Here is a 26,972-nt window from a genome sequence, read left to right on the forward strand (position 1 = left end):
TTGATAATGACTACGCACAAAATGTGCGATTTATTTAATGAATTAACAGGTACGTTTTGTCTTGTTTAGTTTTCAAAGAACTTCGTTGCCGCTCTCAAAGCGACCACTTAAATATAACATTTATGAGACAAGCGGTCAATACTTTTTTTGAAAAAGTTTTTGTTGTTACTTTTATAAGCGACCAAAAGAAATTATAGCACATGATCTTTCTGATGAAAAGATAATATTTGAAAGTTTGAATAGAAAAACATGCAGCCAAATGGCTGCATGTTTTTATGATTCGTCTGCTTCCTGATCCTGTTCTTCTGCATCGTTCTCTTCATCTTTTTCAACTAAAGCGACAGTCGCGACATGCTCTTGTTCACCTAAGCGGATAAGACGCACACCCTGAGTGACGCGGCCGGTCGTGGAAATATCTTTAATATCCATCCGAATGATCACGCCGCTGGCTGTGATGATCATTAAATCTTCTTCTCCTGTTGTTGCTTTCACAGTCACAAGAGATCCGTTATTTTCTGTGATTTTGCAGGTTTTCAGCCCTTTTCCTCCACGGCTTTGAACCCTGTATTCTGAAGCCGGCGTCAGTTTTCCGTAGCCTTTTTCAGTTACGATTAGCACATGATAATCCTCTTCCAAAATCTCCATGCCGACGACAACATCATCATCTGTCAGAGTGATGCCTTTAACGCCGGCTGCTGTTCTTCCCATTTGCCTTACATCTGTTTCAGGGAAACGGATCAGCAGACCGTTCTTCGTGCCGATAATCATTTGTTTATTTCCGTCCGTCAAGCGGACGGCCATCAATTCATCCTCATCGCGGAGGCTTAAGGCGATCAATCCATTATTGCGGATATTCGCGAATTGGGAAAGCGGCGTGCGTTTTGATATTCCGTGTTTTGTCGTGAAGAACAAATAAGACTCGTCATCAAATTCGCTTACCGGGATAATCGCGTTGATCCATTCTCCTTTTTCCACTTCAAGCAGGTTAATAATCGGAATTCCCTTTGCTGTCCGTCCGTATTCAGGGATCTCATATCCTTTCGCACGGTACACTTTCCCTTTATTTGAGAAGAAGAGAATGGTGTCATGGGTGGATGTTGAAATCAGGTGTTCAACGAAGTCGTCTTCATTTGTCCCCATGCCCTGAATGCCTTTCCCGCCCCGTTTTTGGCTGCGGTAAGTGGAAGAAGGCAGACGTTTGATATATCCGTTATGGGTTAAAGTCACAACGATATTCTCGCGCGTGATGAGATCCTCGTCCTCAATCGTCTCAAGGCCTGATGTCACGATTTCTGTACGGCGCTCATCATTAAAGCGCTCTTTAACTTCCGTAAGCTCTTCCCGAATGATTTCAAGAACCTTTTCTTCGTCTGCTAAGATGGCTTTTAGCTCAGCAATCAACTCAACAAGACCTTGATATTCCTCTTCGATTTTTTCGCGTTCCAGTCCTGTTAAACGCTGAAGACGCATGTCCAAAATCGCTTGGGCCTGTTTTTCGGTCAAAGAAAACTTCTCAATCAATCCGTTTTTTGCGATTTCAGCCGTTTGCGAATTTCTAATTAGGGAAATAACTTCATCAAGATGATCAAGCGCCACTCTCAAGCCCTCAAGAATATGGGCCCGCGCTTCCGCTTTGCGAAGCTCGAATGCCGTGCGCCTTCTGATCACGACTTTTTGATGGTCAAGATAATGCTCCAGACACTGCTTCAGGCTCAATACTTTCGGCTGTCCGTCAACAAGCGCCAAAAGATTAATGCCGAATGATGTTTGAAGAGCGGTCTGCTTGTACAAGTTATTTAACAGTACATTAGCGTTTGCGTCCCTTCTCAGTTCAATGACGATGCGCATTCCGTTTCGGTCTGATTCATCGCGGAGATCCGTAATGCCGTCGATTTTCTTGTCGCGCACTAGATCCGCGATTTTTTCGATCAGCCTAGCTTTATTCACCTGGTACGGTATTTCCGTAATAATGATTACCGGTTTGCCGGAAGATGTTTCTTCGATTTGAGCTTTGGCTCGAAGCGTAATGGATCCCCGGCCTGTTTCATAGGCTTTCCGGATGCCGCTTCTTCCCAAAATCAGCCCTGCTGTAGGGAAATCAGGTCCAGGAATGATTTCCATCAATTCCGGCAGCGTAATATCAGGGTTCTTGCTGACCGCCAAGACTCCGTCAATGACTTCACCAAGCTGATGCGGCGGAATGTTCGTGGCCATACCTACAGCAATACCGGCCGCTCCGTTGACAAGCAGGTTCGGAAATCTCGCGGGCATGACAACAGGCTCTTTTTCCGATCCGTCATAGTTGTCCTGGTAATCGATTGTGTCTTTATTGATGTCGCGCAGAATTTCCATTGATATTTTAGACATTCTCGCTTCTGTGTAACGCATGGCCGCAGCCGAGTCGCCGTCGACAGAACCGAAGTTTCCGTGGCCTTGAACGAGCATGTACCGATAGTTAAAATCCTGCGCCATTCTGACCATAGCTTCGTAAACAGCAGAATCACCATGCGGGTGGTACTTACCGATAACTTCGCCGACAATACGCGCGGATTTTTTATACGGCTTATCACTTGTCATCCCAAGGTCGTTCATCGCATACAATATTCTTCTGTGCACCGGCTTCAGACCGTCTCTTACGTCCGGAAGAGCGCGGGAAACAATAACACTCATTGCGTAATCTAAAAAAGATGTGCGCATTTCCTGACTGATATTGACTTCCTGAACTTGGGGCTTATGTTGTTCACTCATTAAAAAACCTCCCTGGAGAATCTACATGAGTTGTGTGGGAGTAGATTTGTATTTATACTCTTCAACGAATTAGGCTATTCTCCATTATATCAATAATCTTGATTTTATACACATCAAATGATAGAGCGCCAAAGGCTCATTCTAGAAAAGACCTTATTTCAATTAAGCGAAAATAAGGTCTTACAATCATTAAATATCCAAATTCTTCACATATCGGGCATTCTCTTCGATAAAGTTGCGGCGCGGCTCAACCTTGTCGCCCATCAGCATTTCAAAGGTTTCATCCGCATCGATCGCATCTTTGAGCGTTACTTGAAGCAATGTCCGCGTTTCAGGATCCATCGTCGTTTCCCAAAGCTGTGTTGCATTCATCTCACCCAAACCTTTATAGCGTTGCAGGCCTGGCTTCGGATTTTGCGGAAGCTCTTTTAAAATTTCTTCGAGCTGCTGGTCATTGTACGCATACTCAACGCGTTTCCCCTGCTGTATTTTGTAAAGCGGCGGCTGAGCGATGTAGACATATCCTTGTTCGATGATCTGCCTCATGTAGCGGTAGAAAAAGGTCAGCAGCAACGTTCTGATGTGGGCACCGTCGACGTCGGCATCCGTCATAATCACGACTTTGTGGTAGCGGGCTTTTTCAAGGTTGAAATCTTCCCCGATTCCGGTGCCGAGTGCGGTGATCATAGAACGAACCTCATTGTTGGACAAAATTTTGTCCAGGCGTGCTTTTTCGACGTTCAAGATTTTCCCTCTCAAAGGCAAAATGGCTTGGAAATGACGATCGCGGCCCTGTTTTGCCGATCCGCCCGCAGAGTCACCCTCAACGATGTAAAGTTCGGAAATCGTCGGATCTTTAGAAGAACAGTCAGCCAGTTTCCCTGGCAGATTTGACACTTCAAGGGCGCTTTTTCTGCGCGTCAATTCGCGCGCTTTCTTTGCCGCCATTCGTGCTCTGGCAGCCATAACCCCTTTTTCAACGATTTTTTTCGCTGAATCCGGGTTTTCAAGCAGAAACTTTTCGAGCGCTTCTGAAAATAGCGCATCTGTTATCGTACGCGCTTCTGAGTTGCCAAGCTTTGTTTTCGTCTGTCCTTCAAATTGAGGATCCGGGTGCTTGATTGAAATGATCGCTGTCAACCCTTCCCGGACATCTTCCCCGCTTAAGTTTGGATCGCTTTCTTTGAATACGCCGTTCCTTCTCGCGTAATCATTGATAACCCGTGTCAAACCTGTCTTAAAGCCGGCTTCATGCGTTCCGCCTTCATACGTATGAATGTTGTTGGCAAACGAATAAATGTTGCTCGTATAGCTGTCGTTGTATTGGAGCGCCACCTCGACGGTAATGCCGTCTTTGGATCCTTCAATGTAGACCGGCTCTTCATGAACAACTTCCCGCGAACGGTTCAAGTGTTCAACATAGCTTTTAATACCGCCTTCATAGCAGTATTCATTCTTGCGTTCTTTTCCATCTCGCTTGTCTTCAATCGTGATTTTGACGCCTTTTGTCAAGAAAGCGAGCTCCCGGACACGAGTGGCGAGCGTATCATAGTCGTATTCAGTCGTTTCCGTGAATATTTCCGGATCAGGCTTGAAGTGAGTGGTCGTTCCCGTCACTTCCGTCTCTCCGATGACTTTCAAATCAGCTTTCGGAACGCCCCGTTCAAATTCCTGATAATGGACTTTTCCATCTCTGTAAACCGTTACATCGAGCTCGGTTGAAAGGGCGTTAACAACAGAAGCACCGACGCCGTGCAGACCGCCTGAAACTTTATATCCGCTTCCGTCAAACTTTCCTCCGGCGTGCAGGACAGTCATGATGACTTCCACAGCGGGACGGCCCATCTTCTCATGAATACCGACAGGAATCCCCCGTCCGTTGTCTTTTACAGTGATGCTGTTGTCTTTTTCAATTTCGACATTGATTTCAGTGCAGTAACCGGCCAATGCTTCATCGATGCTGTTATCGACAATTTCCCATACTAAATGGTGCAGACCTTTGCCGCTTGTCGACCCGATGTACATTCCGGGTCTTTTCCGCACGGCTTCCAATCCCTCTAGAACCTGTATCTGATTTTCATCGTAATTATTTTGCTGTTCCATTGCCACGCACATTCACCTACACTTTTCTTCAAACATAATAAATTTATAGTTAAGATTCTTTTATGAATCGATTTCCGGCTTGGATTGCGCCCGTTTTTTCAACGTGCCTGAGGCTAAAGGAGAAAAATAAATCGATTGTAATGTGACAACAATTGACTTCGGCGTGCTGTTAGAAGAGACAATCAGCTGTTTTTGCTTGTTTAAAAACTCTTCAACAATCGGCGATGTCTTTGCCTTGTAATCAAAAATAGCCACAATTTCACGCGTTGAGACGACAAAATCGTCACCTAAGTGGATATACAATCCCTCACCCCATTTTCTCAGTCCGATAGCGTGCCATTTTCAACTCGAAAGATTTCCGCTTCGTTTAAGGTTTTATGATCAATTCCATCAACGCTTGTCGTTGTTACGAAAGTTTGAACACGGCCTTGAATGGTGTGGAGCAAGTGAGACTGCCGATAGTCGTCCAGCTCTGATAAAACATCATCCAAAAGCAAAATCGGGTATTCTCCTATCTCTTCCTGAATCAAATCGATTTCAGCCAATTTAAGCGACAATGCAGTCGTTCGCTGCTGACCCTGCGATCCGTAAGTCTGCACATCACGGCCATTGACGTAGAAGAGAACATCATCCCTGTGGGGACCTGACAGAGATACCCCCCGTTCTATTTCTTTATCTCTTAATTTAGAAAACGTTTCTTGATAACTATTGATCATTTTCGACAAATCGGGCGAATCTGATACGTGAAGAGACGTATGATACTTTAGCGTCAGCTCTTCCAGACCTCTTGAAATTCCGGAATGAATGGGCTGAGCCCATTTTTCAAGCTGATCGACAAACTGAAGCCGTTTCATCACAACCTTTGCTGCGAATTCCGTAAGCTGTTCCGTCAGCACGTCAAGCATCGTTTGATCGGTTTGCTTTCTCGTTTGAAGCTGTTTCAGGAAATGATTCCGTTGTGAAAGGATTTTTTGGTAAAGAGAAAGGTCATGAAGATAGACAGGTGATACTTGGCCGATTTCCATATCGAGAAACCTTCTTCTGACCTGAGGACTTCCTTTTACAAGATTTAAATCCTCCGGCGCGAACATAATCGTGTTGACAGCCCCGACATACTGGCTCAGCTTCTGCTGTTCAATATGATTAACTTTACCTTTTTTTCCTTTTTTGGAAATCACGAGCTGAATGGGAACAGAACCGTTTTTTTTAATGACCCTGCCTTCTATTTTAGCATAGTCTTCATCCCATCGTATGAGTTCTTTATCATTTGACGTCCGATGGGATTTGGCCATCGCAAGCACATAGATCGCTTCCATCAAATTCGTTTTTCCTTGAGCGTTCTCTCCGATAATCACGTTCACTTTGTTCTCAAATTGAAGGTCAAGGCGTTCATAATTACGGTAAGACGATAATGTTAGATTTTGGATATACAATCAATACCACCTGCTTTTAGCCGACGACTTGAAATGAACCGAATCCTTCAATCGTCACCACATCTCCGACATACAGTTTTCGTCCGCGGCGGTTATCCGGCTCGTCATTGACGAGTACTTCATATTCCGATAAAAACCATTTTGCCATTCCTCCGGACTGAATGACATCCGCCAATTTCAAAAACTGGCCGAGGGTAATCATCTCTGTATCAATAGCCACCGTCTTTGTCATTATATCGACCTCTTTCAATATCACTAATATCTAATTGTACTAAAAAACAGGGAAAGAAGGAAAGGGGAAACTTGCGGTATGAACAACCAAGGCAGGGCGAGAGCGCTTTTCTCCCGAAAAAATAAGAGAAGCTGCCGGACCAGCCGGCAACTTTCTATTCCAACAAATTAATACGTCCGGACAGGAAGAATTAATTGGACGATCGAATCGTCATTCGGCGTACGGATCAGAAAAGGCCTCATAGCGCCCGTGAAACTCACGTGAATGTCCTCTCCTTCAAGAACTTTAAGGGCATCCAGCATATATTTCGGACTAAAGGATATCTTTAAGTCTTCCCCTTCAATCTGCTCGGCATTCACCGTTTCGACAACCTTTCCGATTTCCGGAGAGTTTGAAGAAATTTCGATCGACTCATTGGCGGCTGCGGAAAGTTTCACCACGTTGTTTCGTCCTTCTCTCGCCAAAAGTGAAGCCCTGTCAATCGCCTGAAGAAATTCCTTTGTATTGACGATCAGGTTCGTTTTGCTTTCCTGAGGAATCAGGCGGTTTGTATCCGGGTAGTTTCCGTCAAGCAGTCTGGAGAAAAACAGCACGTTTTTTGTTTTAAACAACACTTGTGTTTCGGTAATTACAATATCGACAAGCTCCTGGTGGTCATCAAGGATCTTGCTCAGCTCGGTTAAGCTTTTTCCTGGGATGACGACATTGTAAGAACTGTCTTCGTGAATGTCGAGCTTAGCTTTTCTTAGCGCTAGACGGTGACTATCCGTCGCAGTGCATATTAATTCACCGCTCGCGACATTCCAGTTTACACCTGTCAAGATTGGGCGTGTTTCTGAGGTGGACACTGCGAAAACGGTTTGGCGGATCAGGTTTTTTAGCAGATCGGTCGGAATTTGAAAAGCGTGATGCTCTTCAATTTGCGGCAAAAGCGGATATTCGCTCGCATCTAAACCGTTTAAGTTAAACTCTGCTTTGCCGGAGCGGATAATCGTTAAGTATTGATTTTGAACCTCGATTTCCACCGTTGACATCGGCAGCTTTTTGACAATTTCACTGAAAAAACGGGCTTGAAGCACAATGCTGCCGGGCTGTTCAATTGTCACGACCTCTAAATCGCCGTCTTCTTTCGGGATAAACGATTCGATCGAAATATCGGAATCGCTTCCTGTCAGAGAGACACCTTCATCAGAGGCCACAATTTTAATACCGGTTAAGATCGGTATCGTCGTTCTTGAAGAAACAGCTTTTAACACATCTTGGACACCTTCGACTAGGCGGTCTTTTTGAATTGTAAACTTCATAATCATCCTCCTTGCGGGAATCTATTAATTATTATGTTTTATAAAAATAGCAGAAGTACTAGTAGGGGCTGTGGATTTGTGGATAAGTGTAAAAAACGAACGGAAATACAGCCTATCCACATGTGGACAGACTGTGTAAGACTATGTTCAAGTTATTCACACTTTCCCGCTCACCACTTATCTCAGCTGCTCTTTAATTTCTTTAATCTGCTGCTGGAGCTGTTCATCATCGCTCAGCAGTTTTGATATTTTCTCATGGGCATGGATGACAGTCGTGTGGTCGCGTCCGCCAAACTCTTCGCCGATCTTCGGAAGAGAAGAATCTGTCATTTCTCTTGATAGATACATAGCGATCTGCCTCGGAAAAGCTACCGATTTTGTCCGTTTCTTCGCTTTGAAATCTTCCAGCTTGATATTGAACTGCTGGCCGACGATTCTTTGGATGTCTTTGATCGTAATGACTTTCGGCTTTGAAGACGGAATGATATCTTTCAAAGCTTCGGCAGCCAGATCGGCGTTGATGTCTTTATTGATCAGGGAAGAATATGCGACAACCCTGATTAATGCCCCTTCCAGCTCCCTGATATTGCTGTCGATCTGATTGGCAATATAAAGCATGACTTCATTCGGGATATCAAGTCCTTCTGCTTTTGCTTTCTTTCTTAAAATCGCAATTCTTGTTTCCAGATCAGGAGGCGTGATGTCTGTGATCAATCCCCATTCAAAACGGGAGCGCAAACGGTCTTCAAGCGTTGGGATCTCTTTTGGAGGCCGGTCGCTGGAAATGACGATCTGCTTTGTTTCTTCATGCAGCGTATTAAACGTATGGAAAAATTCCTCTTGCGTTTGTTCTTTTCCGGCTAAAAATTGAATATCATCTATCAAAAGAACGTCAACATTTCGATAGCGATTGCGAAAATCGACAGCTTTATTGTCTCGGATCGAGTTAATGAATTCATTTGTAAATTTCTCAGATGACAAATAAACCACTTTTGCAGATGGATTGTGATCGATGACATAGTGCCCGATCGCATGCATTAAGTGAGTCTTTCCAAGTCCGACTCCCCCATAAATAAACAGCGGATTGTAAGCTTTCGCCGGGGCTTCGGCCACTGCCAAAGACGCCGCATGGGCGAATCGGTTTCCTGAACCGATAACGAACGTATCGAATGTATATTTGGGATTCAGCATGTTTTGCGGAAAATCAGCCGGTTCTTCTTTCGACATTTTTTTGATTGGAGACTTAGGCATAAAATCTTCTTCATTTTGATTCTGAGGAATGACAAATTTAATGCTCAATTCTTCTCCTGTCAGATCGTAGATCGTATCGGCGATCAGGTGCAGGTATCTTGATTCAAGCCAGTCTCTGGCGAACTCGTTCGGTGCGGTGATGATCAGCGTATCGCCCTGCAATGAATGAGCCTTTGTCGATTTCATCCATGTTTCAAAGCTGGGCTTGCTCAATTTTTTTTCGATCTGCCCCAAAGCTTGATTCCAAAGATCCGATATGTTTTTCATAATGGCGGTTCGTCCCTCCTTTACCAGCAATATTTGCTTGTCCAACCTGTTATAGAACACAAAAAAAGAGCAAATGGATGAGTCCATTCGTTAATGAAATGTTGAAAACATATAATATAGTAGAAAAACGTCTTTTCGACATTCTTCACAAGATGTGGACAAATTACTGCACACCCTGTGAAAAAACTTTCCACAACTTATCCACAGTTTGTGGATAATGGATTGGCAGCCAATTTGTTATCAAGAGTTAAAACACAAATATAATATCAGAATAAGCGAGTGGTTGCAATGGTTGCGAGGAACTTATCCACACACTATACAAACTGTTGAAGAAATATTGTCCACAGCAGTTAGTTTTGTGAAAATGTTGTCGATAATGATTGTGGATAGAAAAAACGAGGCGAAAGATATCCACATTGGCTTTTTTTCGCTGCGCTCATTCCATTTTCCCGCTTCCAAAAAAATCTTTTAAGCTAAAATTGAGGAAAAATGAAATTAGGCTTTCGAAGAAAATTGATATGTGTTATCCTATTATGGTGCAAAAAAGAAATGTGTGAGCGAAGTTGACAATGAACTGCTCATCCCAATATAATAAATTAGACTGTCTTTAACAGCTATTCCTCGAGGGAGGTGTCATACATGAAAAGAACATTTCAACCAAATAACCGTAAGCGCAGCAAAGTTCATGGCTTTCGCAGCCGTATGAGTTCTAAAAATGGACGTCTTGTATTAGCACGTCGTCGCCGCAAAGGAAGAAAAGTATTATCAGCTTAGGCCACTGAATAATGTCAGTGGTCTTTTTTACATAGAGGAATGACCAGGCCCATTTGCCAGCTTGTTATCGGAGTGAAAGAAGATATGAAAAAGCGAAATCGATTAAAGAAAAATGAAGATTTTCAAAAAGTATTTAAAAAAGGCAAATCGATGGCAAACCGGCAATATGTTTTATATGTGCTTCACCAGCCTGAGGCGAAAGAGTTTCGGGTGGGACTGTCGGTCAGCAAGAAAATCGGAAACGCAGTCGTGCGCAACCGGGTAAAGCGGCTGATTCGCCAGGTCATCCAGGAAGAGCGGGATCTATTAAAACAAGAAAATGACTACATTATCATCGCAAGAAAGCCTGCAGCTGAATTGTCATATGAAGAGACGAAAAAAAGTTTGCAGCACCTTTTCAGAAAGTCGTTTGTCTACCGGAAAAAACCGAATCAGCCATCATAGTCCGGGTTAAAAAGATGTTATGGCCCTCATTTTTAAGCGCTTCCTTTAGCTCCTGAAAAATGTCGTCGCCCATTCGGGGAGAAAGATGATAAAATACGAGAAAGTATGTCTTTTTAATGGTCATAACCGAATAACACCGGTTGAAGAATGAAGATTTAGGAGGAAATATTGTTGAAGAGGCGAATTTTATTATTGTTCAGTATGATCGGCGTTATCGTGCTGTTAGCTGGATGTACGGAAATCAACCAGCCGATCACTGCAGAAAGCGAAGGGTTTTGGAACACGTATATCGTATACCCGCTGTCACAGCTGATCACGTATGTAGCAAATTTAACGAATGAAAACTTCGGACTCGCGATTATCATCGTCACGATCTTAATCAGACTTTTAATTTTGCCGCTGATGATCAAGCAGACGAAGAGTTCGAAAGCGATGCAGGCTCTCCAGCCTGAAATGCAAAAACTTCGCGAAAAATACAGTTCTAAAGATCAAAAAACGCAGCAGAAGCTTCAACAGGAAACGATGGCTCTCATGCAGAAGCACGGGGTTAACCCGCTTGCCGGATGTTTCCCGATCTTAATTCAAATGCCGATTTTAATCGGATTCTATCATGCCATTATGAGAACGCGGGAAATCGCAGAACACAGCTTTTTATGGTTTGACCTTGGGGAGCGTGATCCGTATTTCATTTTGCCGATTCTCGCCGGTGTGTTCACATTCATTCAGCAAAAGCTGATGATGGCGGGAACAGCGCAACAAAATCCGCAGATGGCGATGATGCTTTGGCTGATGCCGATCATGATCGTTGTATTTGCGGTCAGTTTCCCGGCGGCTCTTTCCCTGTACTGGGTAGTCGGTAACTTATTCATGATTGCTCAAACCTTCTTTATCAAAGGGCCTGATTTAAAGGCAGAGAGGCAGGAAGCGGCAGCCGGAGGAAAAAAATCCGGAGGTAAGAAAAAGTGAAGGAACTGACTGCTACTGGACGTACCGTCGATGAAGCAGTGCAATCCGGGCTTGAACAGCTGGGCCTTCATGCAGATGATGTCGAAGTCGACGTAGTTGATGAAGGAAAAAAGGGATTATTCGGCATTTTCGGTCATCGGTCTGCAGTCGTGAACATTCGGGAAAAAATAGACCCGGTTAAAGAAGCAAAACAGTATTTGGAAAATGTGATTTCGAATATGGGAATACAAGCCCAGGTAACGGCAGAAGAGGAGTCAAAACGAGTGATTTTTCAGTTAAAAGGCGATAAAACAGCCCTTTTAATTGGAAAAAGAGGACAAACTTTAAATGCCCTTGAAACGCTGACGCAGCTCGTGCTCAATCGTCATTCCGACAGATATATCCAAGCGGTGGTTGACGCCGAGGGATACCGCGCAAAGCGGAAGGAAACACTCGCTCAGCTTGCATTGAAGCTTGCTGACCAGGCGGCCAGGCAGAAAAAAGACATTCATCTGGAGCCGATGCCTTCCAGTGAGCGCAAAGTCATCCATGATACGCTTGCGGGCTACTCGCAGCATATCGAAACTTATTCTACCGGAGAAGACCATAACCGGCACCTTGTCATCTCATATAAAAAATAACATGAAAACCGAAGTTCCCAAAATTGGGGCTTCGGTTTTTTGCCGTTGCAAAATCGATAAATGCAGACCAAATCGGTTTAAGCTTTAGTTTTTTCGGTGTAAGCTGTTGATGAAAATGAAATTTAATTGTTATTCACATGTGGATAAGTTAAAGTAAGTAATGATGGCTTAGAACGGTTGTGGATAACGGTTCAAGTCACTTCCACTTCAATTGAAACTATGATATCTTTAAATTTTGATTACAATAAAAGTTTTTCATCCATATACGATGTTTGGAAGATGACCCGGACAAATGGGGATAATAGATAGAGGAATGAAAAAGAGAGGTGAAAGCCATGGATACCATCGCTGCGATTTCAACGCCGATGGGAGAAGGGGCGATTGCGATCGTCCGGATGAGCGGCCCTGAGGCTCTTGCGATCGCCGATAAAGTATATAAAGGACCTCGCGGGAAAAGGCTGAGTTCCGTCGATTCACATACGATTAACTACGGTCATATCGTTGATCCTGAAACGGAAAAAGTCGTGGAAGAAGTCATGGTTTCGGTACTGAAAGCGCCGAAAACTTTTACGCGGGAAGATATTGTAGAAATCAACTGCCACGGCGGAATTGTAACCGTCAACCAGGTGCTTCAGCTCGTTTTGAGAGAGGGAGCGCGCCTTGCGGAACCGGGGGAATTTACGAAAAGAGCCTTTTTGAACGGAAGAATCGATCTTTCCCAGGCTGAAGCTGTCATGGATCTCATCAGGGCCAAAACAGACCGCGCTATGAATGTGGCCATGAATCAGATGGAAGGAAGGCTGTCTTCACTGATCAAACGGTTGAGAGCCGAGATTCTTGAAACGTTGGCCCATGTTGAAGTGAATATAGACTATCCGGAATACGATGATGTCGAAGAAATGACCCATAAGATGCTGATTGAAAAGGCGACAAAGGTCAAAAAGGAAATCGAGGCGCTGCTGACGACTTCAGAGCAGGGTAAAATATTAAGAGAAGGCATCTCGACGGTTATCATCGGGCGGCCAAATGTCGGCAAGTCCTCGCTTTTAAACAGTCTCGTCCATGAGACAAAAGCGATTGTAACGGACATTCCGGGTACGACGCGGGATGTCATTGAAGAATATGTGAATGTCAGAGGCGTGCCGCTGCGTCTTGTCGATACAGCCGGGATCCGCGAGACCGAAGACATCGTCGAGCGAATCGGCGTTGAACGTTCAAGACAGGTATTAAAAGAAGCTGACTTGATTTTGCTTGTCCTCAATTACAGTGAGACCCTTTCGGAAGAAGACATCAAGCTCTTTGAAGCAACGAAGGGCATGGACATCATCGTCATCGTCAATAAGACCGATCTTGAGCAAAGACTTGATCTTGATCGCGTTCGGGAATTGGCGGGGAACCAGCCTGTCGTCACGACATCCTTATTGAAAGAGGAAGGGATTGATGAGCTGGAGGAAGCCATTCAATCGCTATTTTTCACAGGAACGATCGAGAGCGGCGACTTGACATATGTCAGCAATACAAGGCACATCTCACTGCTGCATGAGGCGAAGCGCGCCATTACTGACGCATTGGAGGGCATCGAAAACGATGTCCCGATCGATATGGTTCAAATTGATTTAACAAGATGCTGGGAAGTTCTCGGAGAGATCATTGGCGATGCTGTACACGAAAGCCTGATCGACCAGCTCTTCTCTCAATTTTGCTTAGGAAAATAAAGGAGGAACAAAGCATATGGGCTATGAAGCAGGCCAATATGACGTCGTTGTCGTCGGCGCCGGACACGCCGGTGTTGAAGCGGCGCTGGCGTCAGCCAGACAAGGCGCAAAAACGCTTGTCTTAACGATTAACCTTGATATGGTTGCTTTCATGCCATGTAACCCGTCTGTCGGCGGACCTGCAAAAGGAATCGTCGTCCGCGAAATCGATGCGCTCGGCGGGGAAATGGCTAAAAATATCGATAAAACTCATATCCAAATGAGGCTTTTAAATACTGGAAAAGGACCTGCCGTCCGGGCGCTGCGGGCTCAGGCTGACAAATTCCAATATCAGCACGAGATGAAAAAGACACTTGAGAATGAACCGAATTTGACCATGCTGCAAGGAATGGTCGAACGCCTTCTTATTGAAGACGGGGAATGCCGGGGCGTTGTAACCCAAACAGGGGCGGAGTACCGTTCTAAGACTGTGGTTCTGACGACGGGGACATTTTTGAGAGGAAAAATTATTCTTGGCGATCTGTCATACTCCAGCGGGCCGAACAATCAGCAGCCGTCCATCAAGCTGTCTGAGCATCTTGATGAGCTCGGCTTTGATCTCGTCCGTTTTAAAACAGGGACGCCGCCGCGGGTCAACAGCCACTCAATTGACTACAGCAAAACGGAAATTCAGCCCGGCGATGAAGTGCCGCGGGCCTTTTCGTATGAGACAGTGGAATATATTACAGATCAGCTTCCGTGCTGGCTCACATATACAAGCCCGGAAACGCATGAAATCATTGACAACAATCTGCATCGCTCACCGATGTATTCCGGTATGATTAAAGGAACGGGGCCAAGATATTGTCCTTCAATTGAAGACAAGGTTGTCCGCTTTAACGACAAACCGAGACACCAGATCTTTCTTGAACCTGAAGGGCGCAACACCCAGGAAGTCTATGTCCAGGGATTGTCGACAAGCCTTCCTGAAGATGTGCAGCGAAAAATGCTTTCAACTATTCCCGGTCTTGAAAATGTGCAAATGATGCGGGCAGGATACGCGATTGAATATGATGCGATCGTACCGACACAGCTGTGGCCGACACTGGAAACGAAAAAAATTCCGGGACTCTTCACAGCCGGACAGATTAACGGAACATCAGGCTATGAAGAAGCGGCCGGACAGGGAATTATGGCCGGCATCAATGCGGGCCGGAAAGCGCTTGGCAAAGAAGAGGTCATTCTCAGCCGTTCTGACGCTTATATCGGCGTATTGATCGACGACCTTGTAACGAAAGGAACAAACGAACCGTACCGCCTGCTGACTTCACGTGCGGAGTACAGGCTCCTTCTGCGTCACGACAATGCAGACTTGCGCCTGACCGAGATCGGCTATCAGATCGGTTTGATTTCTGAAGAACGATATCAAAAGTTCCAAGAGAAAAAAGCGGCCATTGAAGCAGAGAAAAAACGCCTTCATTCTGTTATTATCAAACCGACAAAGGAAAATCAGGAATATATCCGTTCATTGGGCGGCAGTGAGCTCAAAGACGGCATACGCGCGACCGACCTGATGAAGCGGCCGGAAATGAATTATGAAACCGTTACTGCTCTTGCGCCGCCTGAACAAAAAGTCGCCGGCGACGTTGCTGAACAAGTTGAAATTCAAATTAAATATGAAGGATATATTGAAAAGTCCTTGCAGCAGGTCGAAAAACTAAAGAAAATGGAAAACAAAAAGATTCCTGACAGAATCGACTATGACGCGATCAAAGGCATTGCAACGGAAGCGCGCCAAAAATTGAAAGAGGTCAGACCGCTGTCGGTCGCACAGGCCTCACGGATTTCCGGCGTCAATCCTGCTGATATTTCCATTCTGCTCGTTTACTTAGAGCAGGGACGGATTGCCAAGGTTGCGGAATAGAAAGGGTGACGGCATGAACATTGAGCAATTTACAGCCGGTTTGGAGGAGAAAGGCATCTCCCTCTCTTCCTTCCAGCTGGAGCAATTTGAGACCTATTACGAATGGCTTGTTGAATGGAACGAAAAAATGAATTTAACCTCGATTACCGAGAAAAAAGAAGTGTATTTAAAACATTTTTACGACTCCATTGCCGCTTCTTTTTATGTTGATTTCAAAAAGATGAACAGTCTCTGTGATGTTGGAGCGGGCGCCGGATTTCCAAGCCTTCCGATAAAAATCTGTTTTCCTCACCTTCACGTCACAATCGTTGACTCGCTGAACAAACGGATTCACTTTTTGAATCAGCTGTCAGATGCTTTGAAGCTGGAAAACACAGCTTTTTACCATGATCGCGCGGAAACATTCGGAAGATCGAAAGACCACAGGGAAAGCTATGACGTCGTGACGGCACGCGCTGTCGCCCGCCTTTCGGTTCTCAGCGAGCTCTGCCTTCCGCTTGTGAAAAAAGACGGTTTCTTCGTAGCATTAAAAGCAGCTTCGGCTGATGAAGAAATTGAAACGGGCAAAAAAGCCATCAAAATGCTTGGAGGCAAAATTGAAACCGTACATTCTTTTCAGCTGCCAATTGAAGAAAGCGACAGAAACATCATTGTCATCAAAAAACAATCGCAGACACCGAAGAAATTTCCAAGAAAGCCTGGAACACCTAATAAATCTCCTATAGAAGGTTAAATTATTCGTTTTCTTCAAATTTCGTAATGTCACAGAAGGAAAATTCATGAGAAAATAGAATTATAAAAATGGCAGTGTTTAAAGGTGGTGTAGGTACATGAAGCATTCATTCTCTCGTCTCTTCGGACTTGGCGACAAGGAAGAAGAAGCAGAGATTGCTGAACATGATACGAATAAAGAAGAAATTCAAGAGATTCCAGTAGGCGATATAATTCCTAACCGTTTTCAGCCGCGCACCATTTTCTCAGAAGAAAAAATTAAAGAATTAGCTGCAACCATTCATACACACGGCATTATCCAGCCGATTGTCGTCAGAAAAACAGAGCGGGAAGGCCAATATGAACTCATAGCCGGAGAGCGGCGCTGGCGGGCGGTTCAAACGCTCGATTGGGAGAAGGTTCCCGCTATTATTAAGGATTTTTCAGATACGGAGACCGCTTCCGTCGCTCTTATCGAAAACCTTCAGAGGGAAGAATTATCTTCGATTGAAGAAGCGCATGCTTATGCAAGGCTTTTAGAGCTTCACGATTTGACGCAGGAAGCCCTTGCACAAAGGCTTGGAAAGGGCCAGTCAACAATCGCCAATAAGCTCAGACTGTTGAAGCTTCCGGAAGAGGTGCAGGAAGCGATCTTGAAAAAAGAAATTTCAGAGCGCCACGCAAGAGCGGTCATACCGTTGAAACAGCCCGACCTTCAGGTCAAGCTGTTACATGAAGTCATTGAAAAGAATTTAAATGTAAAGCAAACCGAAGACCGTGTCGTCAAAATGCTTGAGCAGGATAAACGCAAGCCGAAACCAAAGAGAAAAGCGTACAGCAGAGACGCAAGAATCGCGATGAATACGATTCGCCAGTCCTTATCAATGGTGGAAGACAGCGGCGTCAAACTGAATACGGAAGAAGAGGAATTTGAAGAATATATTCAGTTTACGATCAAGATACCGAAATAAAAGCTCCCTATAGAGCTTTTATTTTTTTAGGCAAAATATCTATGGGGGAGCATCTATGGAATATTATCGACAATATCATTCATTGCTTTTTTCAATTGCTTACCGTATGCTCGGTTCTTTGCAAGATGCAGAGGACATCGTCCAGGAATTGTTCGCAGACCTTCAGGAAAAAGATATCAGTCAAATTGACCATATTCAAGCATATTTGACGAAATCTATCACAAACCGCTGCATAAATGAACTGCAGTCTGCCCGCAAGAAGCGAGAGGTATATATCGGGGAATGGCTTCCGGAACCGCAGGTGGCACTTTCAGCTCAAAGTCCGGCGGAATACGTTGAAGAAAAAGAAAAGGTTTCCTACGCTTTTCTGGTAGTTATGAGCCGATTAAATCCTGTGGAAAGAGCCGTTTTGTTGTTTAGAGAAGTATTTGGATATCACTATAAGGAAATATCGTCCATAATCGGGAAGTCTGAAGCGAACTGCCGTAAAATCCACAGCCGGCTGAAACAGAAGCTAAATGGGGATATTTCGGTATTATCACAGCCGGTTGAAGAACAGCAACTGGCCCGGCTTTTTATCGAATCAGCGAAAACCGGTGACTTTGAGGAGTTTTCCAAAACATTGATTGAAGATGCCGTATTGTATACAGATGGCGGCGGAAAAGTACGCAGCGCGTTGAGACCGATCTATGGAAAGAGCCGCATTTATGCTTTTTTTACGGGAGTTGTTTCAAAGGGAAGCTTTTCCGGTCGCTTTATGCCTGTCGATATCAATGGCCAAAAGGGCGTTTTGATCATGAAAAACAACCGCCCGGCTTACGCTGTTTGCTTTGCTTGGAACCCGGAAGGCGATTCCGTCAAAAATGTGTTTATCGTGTCAAACCCCGATAAACTGAAGAACATTAAAATATAACGTTTTCTGTCACAAACGTCGTTCCTCACTTGTTATATAAGTGAAACACTTAAAGGAGGAATAGACATGGAAACGAGATTTCAAATGGAAAAAGTAAACCCTAAGGGCTACAGAGGAATGCTGGAGCTTGAAAAAGCGCAGGCTTCCTCAAACATTGATCCCATTTTAAAGGAACTGATCAAAATCCGGGCTTCACAGCTGAACGGATGTGCTTTCTGCTTAAATATGCATACGAAAGATGCAAGGCAGAACGGTGAGACGGAACAGCGGATATATGCGCTCAATGCATGGCGGGAAGCGCCTTTTTTCACGGAAAAAGAGCGGGCGGTATTGGCGCTGACTGAAGCCGTTACGCGAATCGGCGAGCACGGGCTGCCGGATGAAGTATACAACGAAGTCAGGACCCATTTTACAGAAGCTGAAACAGCCGAACTGATCATGGCAGCCATCACAATAAATGCCTGGAACAGAATTGCCATCGCTACCCGGAAAATGCCCGCAGCAGATTGATTGAAATCCCCCTAAGACAGGGGGATTTTTTTATATTAATATAATAATAAAACTATCTTTCATTTCACTTGAATATCTCTTCTCTTTTTTCTGAGATAAAAAAATGGTTTCTTTATGTCGAAAAATAGAAAAAACGGATCTCTTTGAAAAAACAAAAATTCAAAAAAAGCAAACGGCCGATTCTTTTTTTGTTAAAATAGAGAAATGAGAGAAACTTGTTCAATGTGAAAGTAGGTGACATTGTGGGGAAAATTATTGCGATCACAAACCAAAAAGGTGGCGTTGGTAAAACGACAACCTCTGTTAACCTGGGAGCTTGTTTAGCTTACATCGGGAAAAGGGTTTTGTTAGTCGACATAGACCCGCAAGGAAACGCAACAAGCGGTATCGGCGTTGAAAAGGCTGATGTTGATCAATGTGTGTACGATATATTAGTAGATGATGCAGATGTAAAAGATGTCATCAAAACAACATCCGTAGAAAACTTGGATGTCATTCCTGCAACGATTCAGCTTGCGGGGGCGGAAATTGAACTCGTTCCGACCATTTCCCGTGAAGTCCGGCTGAAAAGGGCTTTGGAATCTGTTAAACAAAACTATGATTTCATGATTATTGACTGTCCGCCGTCATTAGGGCTGCTTACAATCAATGCGCTTACGGCGTCCGATTCCGTCGTGATTCCGGTTCAGTGCGAATATTATGCGCTGGAAGGGCTGAGCCAGCTGCTCAACTCTGTCCGGCTCGTACAAAAACATTTAAATACGGATCTGATGATAGACGGTGTATTGCTGACAATGCTTGATGCAAGAACGAATTTAGGCATACAGGTCATCGAAGAAGTGAAAAAGTACTTCCGCGATAAAGTATACCAAACCGTTATCCCACGGAATGTCCGGCTCAGTGAAGCGCCGAGCCATGGAAAGCCGATCATTTTATATGATCCGCGTTCCAGAGGAGCGGAAGTCTATTTAGAATTAGCAAAGGAAGTGGCTGCGAATGCCTAAAGGTCTCGGAAAAGGGATTAATGCATTGTTTTCAAATGTTGATTTATCCGAAGAAACGGTTGAGGAAATTAAGCTGCAAGACTTGCGGCCCAACCCTTATCAGCCAAGAAAAACGTTTGATGACCAATCGTTAAAAGATTTGAAGGAGTCCATTTTGCAACACGGTGTTTTGCAGCCCATCATCGTCAGAAAGTCAATTAAAGGCTATGATATTGTAGCCGGAGAACGCCGCTACCGGGCTGCTGAAAAAGCCGGATTGGAAACCATTCCTGCGATTGTGCGCGAGCTGTCGGAATCCCTGATGATGGAGATTGCCCTATTGGAAAATCTTCAACGAGAAGACCTGTCTCCGCTTGAAGAAGCAAAAGCCTATGAATCTTTGCTCAAACATCTCGATATGACCCAGGAACAGCTGGCAAAAAGGCTTGGAAAAAGCAGGCCTCACATCGCCAACCACTTACGGCTGCTGACACTACCTGAAGACGTTCAAAAGTTAATCGACAACGGCACGTTATCGATGGGCCATGGCCGAACATTGCTTGGATTGAAAAACAAGAAAAAGCTTGAGCCGCTTGTTCAAAAGGTCGTGTCCGAACAGCTGAACGTTCGCCAGCTTGAAAAGTTAATTCAACAGTTGAATGCTGATGTTCCACGTGAAACAAAGAAGCCGAAACAAGTAAAAGATGCAGTAATCAAAGAACGAGAGTCGTACTTGCGAAACTATTTTGGAACACCGGTGACCATTAAAAAGCAAAAGAAAAAAGGCAGAATCGAAATCGAATTTTACTCAAATGAAGACTTGGAGCGTATTCTCGAATTGCTGGCCCAAGAAGACGCATAAGCTTAAAAACCATCTGATCATGTACAGATGGTTTTTTTATGACATCCTTCCGGTCATTTTTTGAATTGGTGACACATGGCGTCGCTGCCACCCGGCTTTCTCCAGATGCGACAACCCGTCAGCAAGCACATTTGCCATGCTCATGACAAGGTTGAGCCTTGTATTTTGCAGGACAAAATACTCCATAAAGCCGCTGACATTGACAATTCCGTTAATATGCACGTGGCCGACTTCAGGCAAGCTTTTCTGAACGCCTGCTCCCGGCTTCAAAGGTCCTTTGCCGATTTGAAAAGATCCCACGCTTTTGGTTCGTCCAAGACAGGCATCGATCGCGATTATAAATGGATTTTGATGCTGCTGATGAATATGATCAATCTTTTCATTTAAGTTTACGGCGTGAACCGGGTCGGCAAGTGTTCCATAGACATGAAAACGTGTCAGCTGTTTTGCGGAGAGTTTCATTCCTACGAGGGGACCGAGCGAATCTCCGGTGGAGCGGTCTGTACCGATGCAAACGATCACGATGGGCCGGTCTTCGGCTTCCTTTAAATAGACGGAAAGAACTTTCTCTATTTGTTTCACAGCTAGCGGATCCGAATGAGAAATATATTCATTTATTGGTTCTTGAGAAAAAATTCCGCCTTTTCGATTCATAGGCTTCACATCCTTGTCATCATGGTAACAGCAGTGCCTTGGTGTATTTTTCGAGTATGAATGGTTGTTTACAGTATATCCAGCTGTCTCTTTTTTTATGCTTTGGATGAAACGATTTGGTCAGCCGAAAAAAATACTTTACTAAAAGAAGATATGATAATTTACTTTATTATATTGATATAATTTATTCATTTGAATGAGAAAAGTCGAAAGGAGTTTCATGAATTTTTATAGAGGACCGGCAATATAGTGTCATGAGCGGAGAAACAAGCTTAAAAACTATATTGCTGGGGTGAGCAAATCGTGTGGAGAGCCGGGATGAAGTGGATGCTTCTTATTTTAGGAAGCTTAATAGGTGCGGGATATGCGTCCGGCCAGGAAATATGGCAGTTTTTTGGTGATGAAAGCGGACTGGCTATCCTGTTGTTTACGATCATGTTCAGCCTGTCAACCTATATTGTGATGAAGATCAGCTACGAACAAAAATCAGAGCATTTTCTGCCTGTGCTCGAAACATTAATCGGTCCGCTGCTGGCTAAAGTATACGATGTGTTGATTATCCTGTATTTGTTTACGACGACGATTGTGATGATTGCAGGAGGCGGGGTAACGCTGCAAATCTTCCATATCCCGTTTTGGACGGGCGTCATCTTATTTTGTTTATGCACAGGGTTGTTGTTTTTCTGGGGGCTTAATGGCATATTGTCCGTTAACAGCTACTTAATCCCGATTTTGGTGGCTGGGCTGTTGTATGCGCTGATTTCTTTTCAAACCGCTCATCATCAGCCGTGGCTGCTCAATTTGACTCATCAATACAACTGGCCTGCCGGGATCGCATTCACTTCGCTGAACATATTATCTGTTGTCGCTGTATTGTCTGCGGTCGGCAAAGAGATGAAGGGAGTCGGAGAAGCGAAGATTGCCAGCATATTAAGCGGCCTGGTGTTTGGCGCTATTTCATACATGTACAATGAGACCCTTGTAGAGCTTGCCGGTGAACTGGCCCATTATGAAATTCCTTTATTCGCGGTTTTGGAGGGCGCGCCTTTTCCGATTTTTATTTTTATGACGGCTGTTCTTTGCGTCGCGATCTACACAACGACGATCTCAAGCATTCTCGGGCTGTCCAGCCGCTTTCTGTCACTTGTGAACTGGCCGAGATGGGTAATCGTCCTCCTGCTCCTGTCGATCATGGTGCCTTTTACATCAATCGGCTTTTCAAATTTAATCGCTTTTTTATATCCAATTTACGGGTTATTAAATTTGTATTTATTGGTAAATATTTTACTTTATCCAATTTTAAGTAAATGGAAATAAATATATTTATGGTTATGAAGAATTGCTCTTTCGCTGTAGTTTTTTGTACAATAAGATCACAACAAGGAAGCAAAGAGGTGAAAGATGTTGGCCGATAAAGAATTTGGCCTGAATGACGTGGTCGAAATGAAAAAGCCGCATCCTTGCGGGACGAACCGCTGGAAGATCATTCGGATGGGAATGGATATCCGGATTAAGTGCGAAGGCTGTTCACACAGTGTCATGATCCCGCGTAAAGAGTTTCAAAGAAAGCTGAAAAAGATATTAGTTAAGCATGAGGAGTCCGAATCTTAATCTTAGCGGACCCCCCTCATGCTTTTTTTTTCGATCTCAACGAAAAATGAATTTTCACCTAGTTTGTATGAGTGAAAAGCAAGTTTTGTCAGCTTGTCTTTTACTGTAATCATCCTTATAATTGTTGCAGGTTTAACATTTACGACTACACATGGATGTTCATTATAGAGGAGATGAAACAATGGCTTTAACAGCTGGGATTGTTGGTTTGCCTAACGTTGGGAAATCAACCTTATTTAATGCAATTACTCAGGCCGGGGCAGAATCGGCCAACTACCCGTTTTGTACGATTGATCCAAACGTCGGAATCGTAGAGGTTCCTGATGAGCGTCTGCAAAAGCTGACAGAACTCGTCAATCCGAAGAAGACGGTCCCTACCGCATTTGAATTCACCGATATCGCCGGCATTGTAAAAGGAGCATCAAAAGGAGAAGGGCTCGGAAACAAGTTCCTGTCCCACATCCGCCAAGTGGACGCAATCTGCCATGTTGTCCGCTGTTTTGCCGACGACAATATCACGCACGTGTCCGGGAAAGTAGACCCGATTTCGGATATCGAGACGATCAACCTTGAGCTGATACTGGCTGACCTTGAAACCGTTGAGAAGCGGATCGGCCGGGTCGGAAAGATGGCCAAGCAAAAAGACAAAGAAGCCGTGTTTGAATTTGAGATTTTGACAAAGTTAAAAGAGGCATTTGAAGAGGAAAAGCCGGCCCGTTCTGTCGAGTTCTCGGAAGAGCAGCAAAAGGTGTTGAAGCAGCTTCATCTGCTGACGACAAAACCTGTCTTATATGTAGCGAATGTCAGCGAGGATGAAGTGGCTGATCCTTCAGGAAACGAGTACGTCCAGAAGGTCCGGGAATTTGCTGCTGCTGAAAACGCGGAAGTCATCGTCGTCTGCGCCAAAATTGAGTCCGAAATCGCAGAGCTTGAAGGCGAAGAGAAGGCGATGTTCCTTGAAGAACTCGGCATCGAAGAATCCGGTCTGGATCAGCTGATTAAAGCGTCTTACTCCCTCCTTGGACTAGCCACTTATTTTACAGCGGGAGAACAGGAAGTCAGAGCCTGGACATTTAAAAAAGGAATGAAAGCCCCTGAATGTGCGGGCATCATCCATACAGACTTTGAACGCGGATTTATCCGTGCGGAAACGGTTGCTTACGACGATCTGCTGGAGGCGGGAAGCATGGCCTCAGCAAAAGAGGCCGGAAAAGTCCGCCTTGAAGGGAAAGAATACATTGTGAAAGACGGCGATGTCATTCATTTCCGTTTTAATGTATAACGCGGTTGAAATAGGACAAGAGCTTTGATATAATATAAAATTGTGAGTAATAGGATTATTGCTCCTTGCCCAATATAATGGGCCGCTTAGTCCAAAAGGAGGTGCAAATACAAATGAGAAAGTACGAAATCATGTACATCATCCGCCCAGACGTTGATGAAGAGTCTAAAAAGGCTGTTGTTGAGCGTTTTAACAACATTTTAACAACTAACGGTGCGGAGGTCACTGAAACAAAAGATTGGGGAAAACGCCGTCTTGCGTACGAAATCAACGATTTCCGCGACGGATTCTACCAAATCTTAAACGTTCAAGCTGGAGCTGAAGCAGTTCAAGAATTTGACCGTTTAGCTAAAATCAGTGATGACATCATTCGCCACATCGTGGTTAAAGAAGAAGAATAAACAGAATTGAATTATATACTCTAAAGCAAAAGGATGGTCTCTCAATATGCTTAACCGAGTTGTTTTAGTCGGCAGACTGACAAAGGACCCAGAGCTTCGTTATACTCCAAGCGGTGCAGCTGTTGCCACCTTTACGCTTGCTGTCAATCGTACGTTTACGAATCAGCAGGGTGAACGTGAAGCTGATTTCATCAACTGTGTTGTCTGGAGAAGACAAGCCGAAAACGTTGCGAATTTCCTTAAAAAGGGAAGTCTTGCGGGTGTAGATGGACGTTTGCAAACGCGCAGCTATGAAAATCAGCAAGGACAGCGTGTATACGTTACGGAAGTTCAAGCTGAAAGTGTTCAATTTCTGGAGCCTAAAGGCGGCGGTTCTGGTTCAGGCGGTTACAGCGGAGGCCAGGGAGGCCAACACTTTGGCGGCGGACAGAATGAACCGGCTCCATTCGGCGGCAGTCAAAACAATCAGAATCGCAATCAAGGCAACAGCTTCAATGACGATCCATTCGCAAACGATGGAAAGCCGATTGACATCTCTGATGACGACTTGCCATTTTAATGGATGACGGACGAATAAAACAAAACCAGAATAGAAAGGAGGGAAATAACGATGGCAGGAGGACGCAGAGGCGGTCGTGCGAAACGCCGTAAAGTGTGTTATTTCACTTCTAACGGCATTACGCACATCGACTACAAAGATGTAGATCTTCTTAGAAAATTTATCTCTGAGCGCGGTAAAATCTTACCACGCCGTGTAACAGGAACAAGCGCGAAATACCAACGTAAATTGACTGTTGCAATCAAACGCGCTCGTCAAATGGCTTTACTTCCATACGTAGCAGGCGAGTAAGCCGATAAAAGGAACAAGACCCAATACGGTCTTGTTCTTTTTTTATTCATCAAAAACCGGGTCGTTTCCTGCAGCATTCAGGTTTCCTGCTTGTCAATCTGTATCCGTTTGATGTCGCCGAGGACTGCAAGGTAGAACACGAGTCCAAGCAGTAAAACAAACCCGGCTACTAGAAAGCTGAGCGTAAATGAACCGGTCACATCGACCAGATAACCCGTTAAAGAAACCGCGATAATCCCTCCGAATAAGTTATTTGCCAAATTGACCATTGAGCTAAGCAGAGAGATGGAACCAGCCGGTGCAATATCAGCTGATATCGACCAGCCAACGGGCGCAGTCGCAGATATTCCGGCTAAGCCGACGGAAATGCAGATGATCGCGATCGTGATGTTGTGCGTGAAGACAGCTCCCAAAAAGGCAAATCCAAGGCTCATGCCGATTGCGATGATGGTCTGGTATACTTTTGTATTCGAATGCCCCTTTTGAATTAAAAAATCGACGAGCCATCCGCCCACAACGATTCCGGAAATCGTCGATATCAGCCAGGGAACCGCAGTAAACAGCCCCGATGACATAATATCCATTCCGTATGTTTCTTTAAAGAAAGTCGGGAGCCAGGTTAAGAGCAGGTTGAATGTATAGCCATAACCCGTGAATCCGATCATCAGCCCCCATGCTTTGCGGTTTGCAAGCATTGCTTTTAAAGCAATGAGCGTCCGTTCCGAGATGTCTTCCTCTGATACGGCATTATGCTTTTGAATGTAATGGAGCTCCTCTTTTGAGATTCGTTTGTGCCGATCGGGTTGTTCATAGTACATCCAGAAAAATACGGTAAATAGTACATTGATGATTCCAATCGTTAAAAAAGCGGCTCGCCAGTCAAATGTCGTGACTAAAAAGGCAACGAGAGGCGCACCGATGACATTTGCGAACTTGGCCGCTGAGTCGAACAGGGAATTGGCAAGACCGCGCTCATTTTGCGGAAACCATAAGGCCGTGGCTTTGGAAGCGGCAGGAAATGCTGAAGCACTCGTCAGCCCGATTAAAAATCTGACAATATAAAGAAGCAATTTCCCCTGTAAAAAAGCCAATATAATGGTTAGAAAACTCCATACGGTCATTCCGACCCTTGTTACCCAGGCAACGCCGTACTTGTCCAAGAGACTCCCGACCGGAATCTGCATCAGCGTGTATGAATAGGTATAGATAGAAAAGACAATGCCTAATTGGGTTGCCGTCAATTGAAAGGAATCCTGTATCGCAGGAGCCGCGACTGAAATAGCAACACGGTCAAAGTAATTTAAAATGATCATGCTGCTTAATAAAGAAGAAATATACCATCTTGTATGCCCCGGTCGTTTTTCCAGCTCTTGCGCCATATTGAAACCTCCTCTAATGATTAGATTGGACTCTTTTCAAAATTACATTCTTAATTTCTTCGTGTTCATTTCCACGGGATTGCGG

Annotated in this window: 27 protein-coding genes; 18 read left to right on the forward strand and 9 right to left on the reverse strand. The window is 44.5% G+C overall.

Annotated elements, in window-relative coordinates:
* Positions 1–273: 273 nt before the first annotated feature.
* The 7 genes from gyrA to dnaA all read right to left on the reverse strand — a co-directional run bounded on the left by gyrA (position 274) and on the right by dnaA (position 9,338).
* Complete coding sequence (gene gyrA / locus ACH97_RS02410; protein ID WP_020449767.1) at positions 274–2,748, reverse strand: DNA gyrase subunit A; 2,475 nt, start codon at positions 2,746–2,748, stop codon at positions 274–276.
* A gap of 189 nt (positions 2,749–2,937) precedes the next feature.
* Complete coding sequence (gene gyrB, locus ACH97_RS02415) at positions 2,938–4,851, reverse strand: DNA topoisomerase (ATP-hydrolyzing) subunit B (protein WP_020449766.1); 1,914 nt, start codon at positions 4,849–4,851, stop codon at positions 2,938–2,940.
* Between the two features lie 60 nt (positions 4,852–4,911).
* A complete protein-coding gene (gene remB, locus ACH97_RS02420) occupies positions 4,912–5,154 on the reverse strand; it encodes an extracellular matrix regulator RemB (RefSeq protein ID WP_020449765.1) in 243 nt (80 codons plus the stop codon).
* A 17-nt stretch (positions 5,155–5,171) separates the two neighbouring features.
* Positions 5,172–6,284 (reverse strand): DNA replication/repair protein RecF, encoded by a 1,113-nt coding sequence (gene recF / locus ACH97_RS02425; RefSeq protein ID WP_003178089.1) that lies wholly within the window; start codon positions 6,282–6,284, stop codon positions 5,172–5,174.
* 16 nt (positions 6,285–6,300) lie between these two features.
* Complete coding sequence (gene yaaA, locus ACH97_RS02430) at positions 6,301–6,516, reverse strand: S4 domain-containing protein YaaA (protein WP_003178084.1); 216 nt, start codon at positions 6,514–6,516, stop codon at positions 6,301–6,303.
* A 167-nt stretch (positions 6,517–6,683) separates the two neighbouring features.
* Positions 6,684–7,820 (reverse strand): DNA polymerase III subunit beta, encoded by a 1,137-nt coding sequence (dnaN, locus tag ACH97_RS02435; protein ID WP_020449764.1) that lies wholly within the window; start codon positions 7,818–7,820, stop codon positions 6,684–6,686.
* Between the two features lie 177 nt (positions 7,821–7,997).
* Positions 7,998–9,338, reverse strand: coding sequence for a chromosomal replication initiator protein DnaA (dnaA, locus tag ACH97_RS02440; RefSeq protein ID WP_009330034.1), 1,341 nt, complete (start codon positions 9,336–9,338; stop codon positions 7,998–8,000).
* A gap of 639 nt (positions 9,339–9,977) precedes the next feature.
* On the opposite strand from dnaA, the gene rpmH reads away from it, so the two are divergent.
* The 12 genes from rpmH (at position 9,978) to ACH97_RS02495 (ending at position 20,710) form a co-directional block, all read left to right on the forward strand.
* Positions 9,978–10,112: a 50S ribosomal protein L34 gene (rpmH, locus tag ACH97_RS22660; protein WP_003178075.1), complete on the forward strand. Its 135-nt coding sequence runs from the start codon at positions 9,978–9,980 to the stop codon at positions 10,110–10,112.
* 84 nt (positions 10,113–10,196) lie between these two features.
* Positions 10,197–10,556 carry a ribonuclease P protein component gene (gene rnpA, locus ACH97_RS02445; RefSeq protein WP_020453656.1) on the forward strand — a complete coding sequence of 120 codons (360 nt, stop codon included), beginning with the start codon at positions 10,197–10,199 and terminating at the stop codon, positions 10,554–10,556.
* Positions 10,557–10,721: 165 nt separating this feature from the next.
* Entirely contained in the window at positions 10,722–11,522 is an 801-nt protein-coding gene (spoIIIJ, locus tag ACH97_RS02450; RefSeq protein ID WP_095291183.1) for a YidC family membrane integrase SpoIIIJ, read from the forward strand.
* On the forward strand, positions 11,519–12,142 hold the full coding sequence (gene jag, locus ACH97_RS02455; protein WP_020453654.1) for an RNA-binding cell elongation regulator Jag/EloR: 624 nt from the start codon (positions 11,519–11,521) through the stop codon (positions 12,140–12,142). Before spoIIIJ ends, jag begins: the two co-directional genes overlap by 4 nt.
* A 335-nt stretch (positions 12,143–12,477) precedes the next feature.
* The gene (gene mnmE / locus ACH97_RS02460) at positions 12,478–13,857 is read left to right on the forward strand and encodes a tRNA uridine-5-carboxymethylaminomethyl(34) synthesis GTPase MnmE (protein WP_020453653.1); all 1,380 of its coding nucleotides are present in this window, start codon (positions 12,478–12,480) and stop codon (positions 13,855–13,857) included.
* 16 nt (positions 13,858–13,873) lie between these two features.
* Positions 13,874–15,760: a tRNA uridine-5-carboxymethylaminomethyl(34) synthesis enzyme MnmG gene (gene mnmG, locus ACH97_RS02465; protein ID WP_020453652.1), complete on the forward strand. Its 1,887-nt coding sequence runs from the start codon at positions 13,874–13,876 to the stop codon at positions 15,758–15,760.
* A 13-nt stretch (positions 15,761–15,773) separates the two neighbouring features.
* Positions 15,774–16,493, forward strand: a complete 720-nt coding sequence (rsmG, locus tag ACH97_RS02470; protein ID WP_048350265.1) for a 16S rRNA (guanine(527)-N(7))-methyltransferase RsmG — start codon at positions 15,774–15,776, stop codon at positions 16,491–16,493.
* 97 nt (positions 16,494–16,590) lie between these two features.
* Positions 16,591–17,442, forward strand: coding sequence for a nucleoid occlusion protein (gene noc, locus ACH97_RS02475; RefSeq protein ID WP_020453650.1), 852 nt, complete (start codon positions 16,591–16,593; stop codon positions 17,440–17,442).
* Positions 17,443–17,497: 55 nt separating this feature from the next.
* Positions 17,498–18,355, forward strand: coding sequence for an RNA polymerase sigma-70 factor (locus ACH97_RS02480; RefSeq protein ID WP_020453649.1), 858 nt, complete (start codon positions 17,498–17,500; stop codon positions 18,353–18,355).
* Between the two features lie 66 nt (positions 18,356–18,421).
* Positions 18,422–18,865, forward strand: coding sequence for a carboxymuconolactone decarboxylase family protein (locus tag ACH97_RS02485; RefSeq protein ID WP_020453648.1), 444 nt, complete (start codon positions 18,422–18,424; stop codon positions 18,863–18,865).
* A gap of 242 nt (positions 18,866–19,107) precedes the next feature.
* A complete protein-coding gene (gene soj / locus ACH97_RS02490; protein WP_020453647.1) occupies positions 19,108–19,869 on the forward strand; it encodes a sporulation initiation inhibitor protein Soj in 762 nt (253 codons plus the stop codon).
* Positions 19,862–20,710, forward strand: coding sequence for a ParB/RepB/Spo0J family partition protein (locus ACH97_RS02495; protein WP_020453646.1), 849 nt, complete (start codon positions 19,862–19,864; stop codon positions 20,708–20,710). Before soj ends, ACH97_RS02495 begins: the two co-directional genes overlap by 8 nt.
* A gap of 36 nt (positions 20,711–20,746) precedes the next feature.
* Here ACH97_RS02495 and yyaC read toward each other — a convergent pair whose 3' ends face one another.
* Positions 20,747–21,364, reverse strand: coding sequence for a spore protease YyaC (gene yyaC, locus ACH97_RS02500; RefSeq protein WP_020453645.1), 618 nt, complete (start codon positions 21,362–21,364; stop codon positions 20,747–20,749).
* A gap of 303 nt (positions 21,365–21,667) precedes the next feature.
* On the opposite strand from yyaC, the gene ACH97_RS02505 reads away from it, so the two are divergent.
* The 6 genes from ACH97_RS02505 (at position 21,668) to rpsR (ending at position 25,508) form a co-directional block, all read left to right on the forward strand.
* On the forward strand, positions 21,668–22,681 hold the full coding sequence (locus ACH97_RS02505) for a YkvI family membrane protein (protein ID WP_023856802.1): 1,014 nt from the start codon (positions 21,668–21,670) through the stop codon (positions 22,679–22,681).
* A gap of 87 nt (positions 22,682–22,768) precedes the next feature.
* A complete protein-coding gene (locus tag ACH97_RS02510) occupies positions 22,769–22,975 on the forward strand; it encodes a DUF951 domain-containing protein (RefSeq protein ID WP_011201785.1) in 207 nt (68 codons plus the stop codon).
* A gap of 181 nt (positions 22,976–23,156) precedes the next feature.
* Positions 23,157–24,257 (forward strand): redox-regulated ATPase YchF, encoded by a 1,101-nt coding sequence (ychF, locus tag ACH97_RS02520; RefSeq protein WP_020453643.1) that lies wholly within the window; start codon positions 23,157–23,159, stop codon positions 24,255–24,257.
* Positions 24,258–24,370: 113 nt separating this feature from the next.
* Positions 24,371–24,658, forward strand: coding sequence for a 30S ribosomal protein S6 (gene rpsF / locus ACH97_RS02525; protein ID WP_020453642.1), 288 nt, complete (start codon positions 24,371–24,373; stop codon positions 24,656–24,658).
* A gap of 46 nt (positions 24,659–24,704) precedes the next feature.
* Positions 24,705–25,217: a single-stranded DNA-binding protein SsbA gene (gene ssbA / locus ACH97_RS02530; protein WP_003178024.1), complete on the forward strand. Its 513-nt coding sequence runs from the start codon at positions 24,705–24,707 to the stop codon at positions 25,215–25,217.
* Between the two features lie 51 nt (positions 25,218–25,268).
* On the forward strand, positions 25,269–25,508 hold the full coding sequence (gene rpsR / locus ACH97_RS02535; protein WP_003178022.1) for a 30S ribosomal protein S18: 240 nt from the start codon (positions 25,269–25,271) through the stop codon (positions 25,506–25,508).
* A 77-nt stretch (positions 25,509–25,585) separates the two neighbouring features.
* Here rpsR and ACH97_RS02540 read toward each other — a convergent pair whose 3' ends face one another.
* Positions 25,586–26,887 carry an MFS transporter gene (locus ACH97_RS02540; protein ID WP_023856804.1) on the reverse strand — a complete coding sequence of 434 codons (1,302 nt, stop codon included), beginning with the start codon at positions 26,885–26,887 and terminating at the stop codon, positions 25,586–25,588.
* Positions 26,888–26,972 lie beyond the last annotated feature (85 nt).

The sequence above is a fragment of the Bacillus paralicheniformis genome (assembly GCF_001042485.2).
Classification (GTDB): Bacteria; Bacillota; Bacilli; order Bacillales; family Bacillaceae; genus Bacillus; species Bacillus paralicheniformis.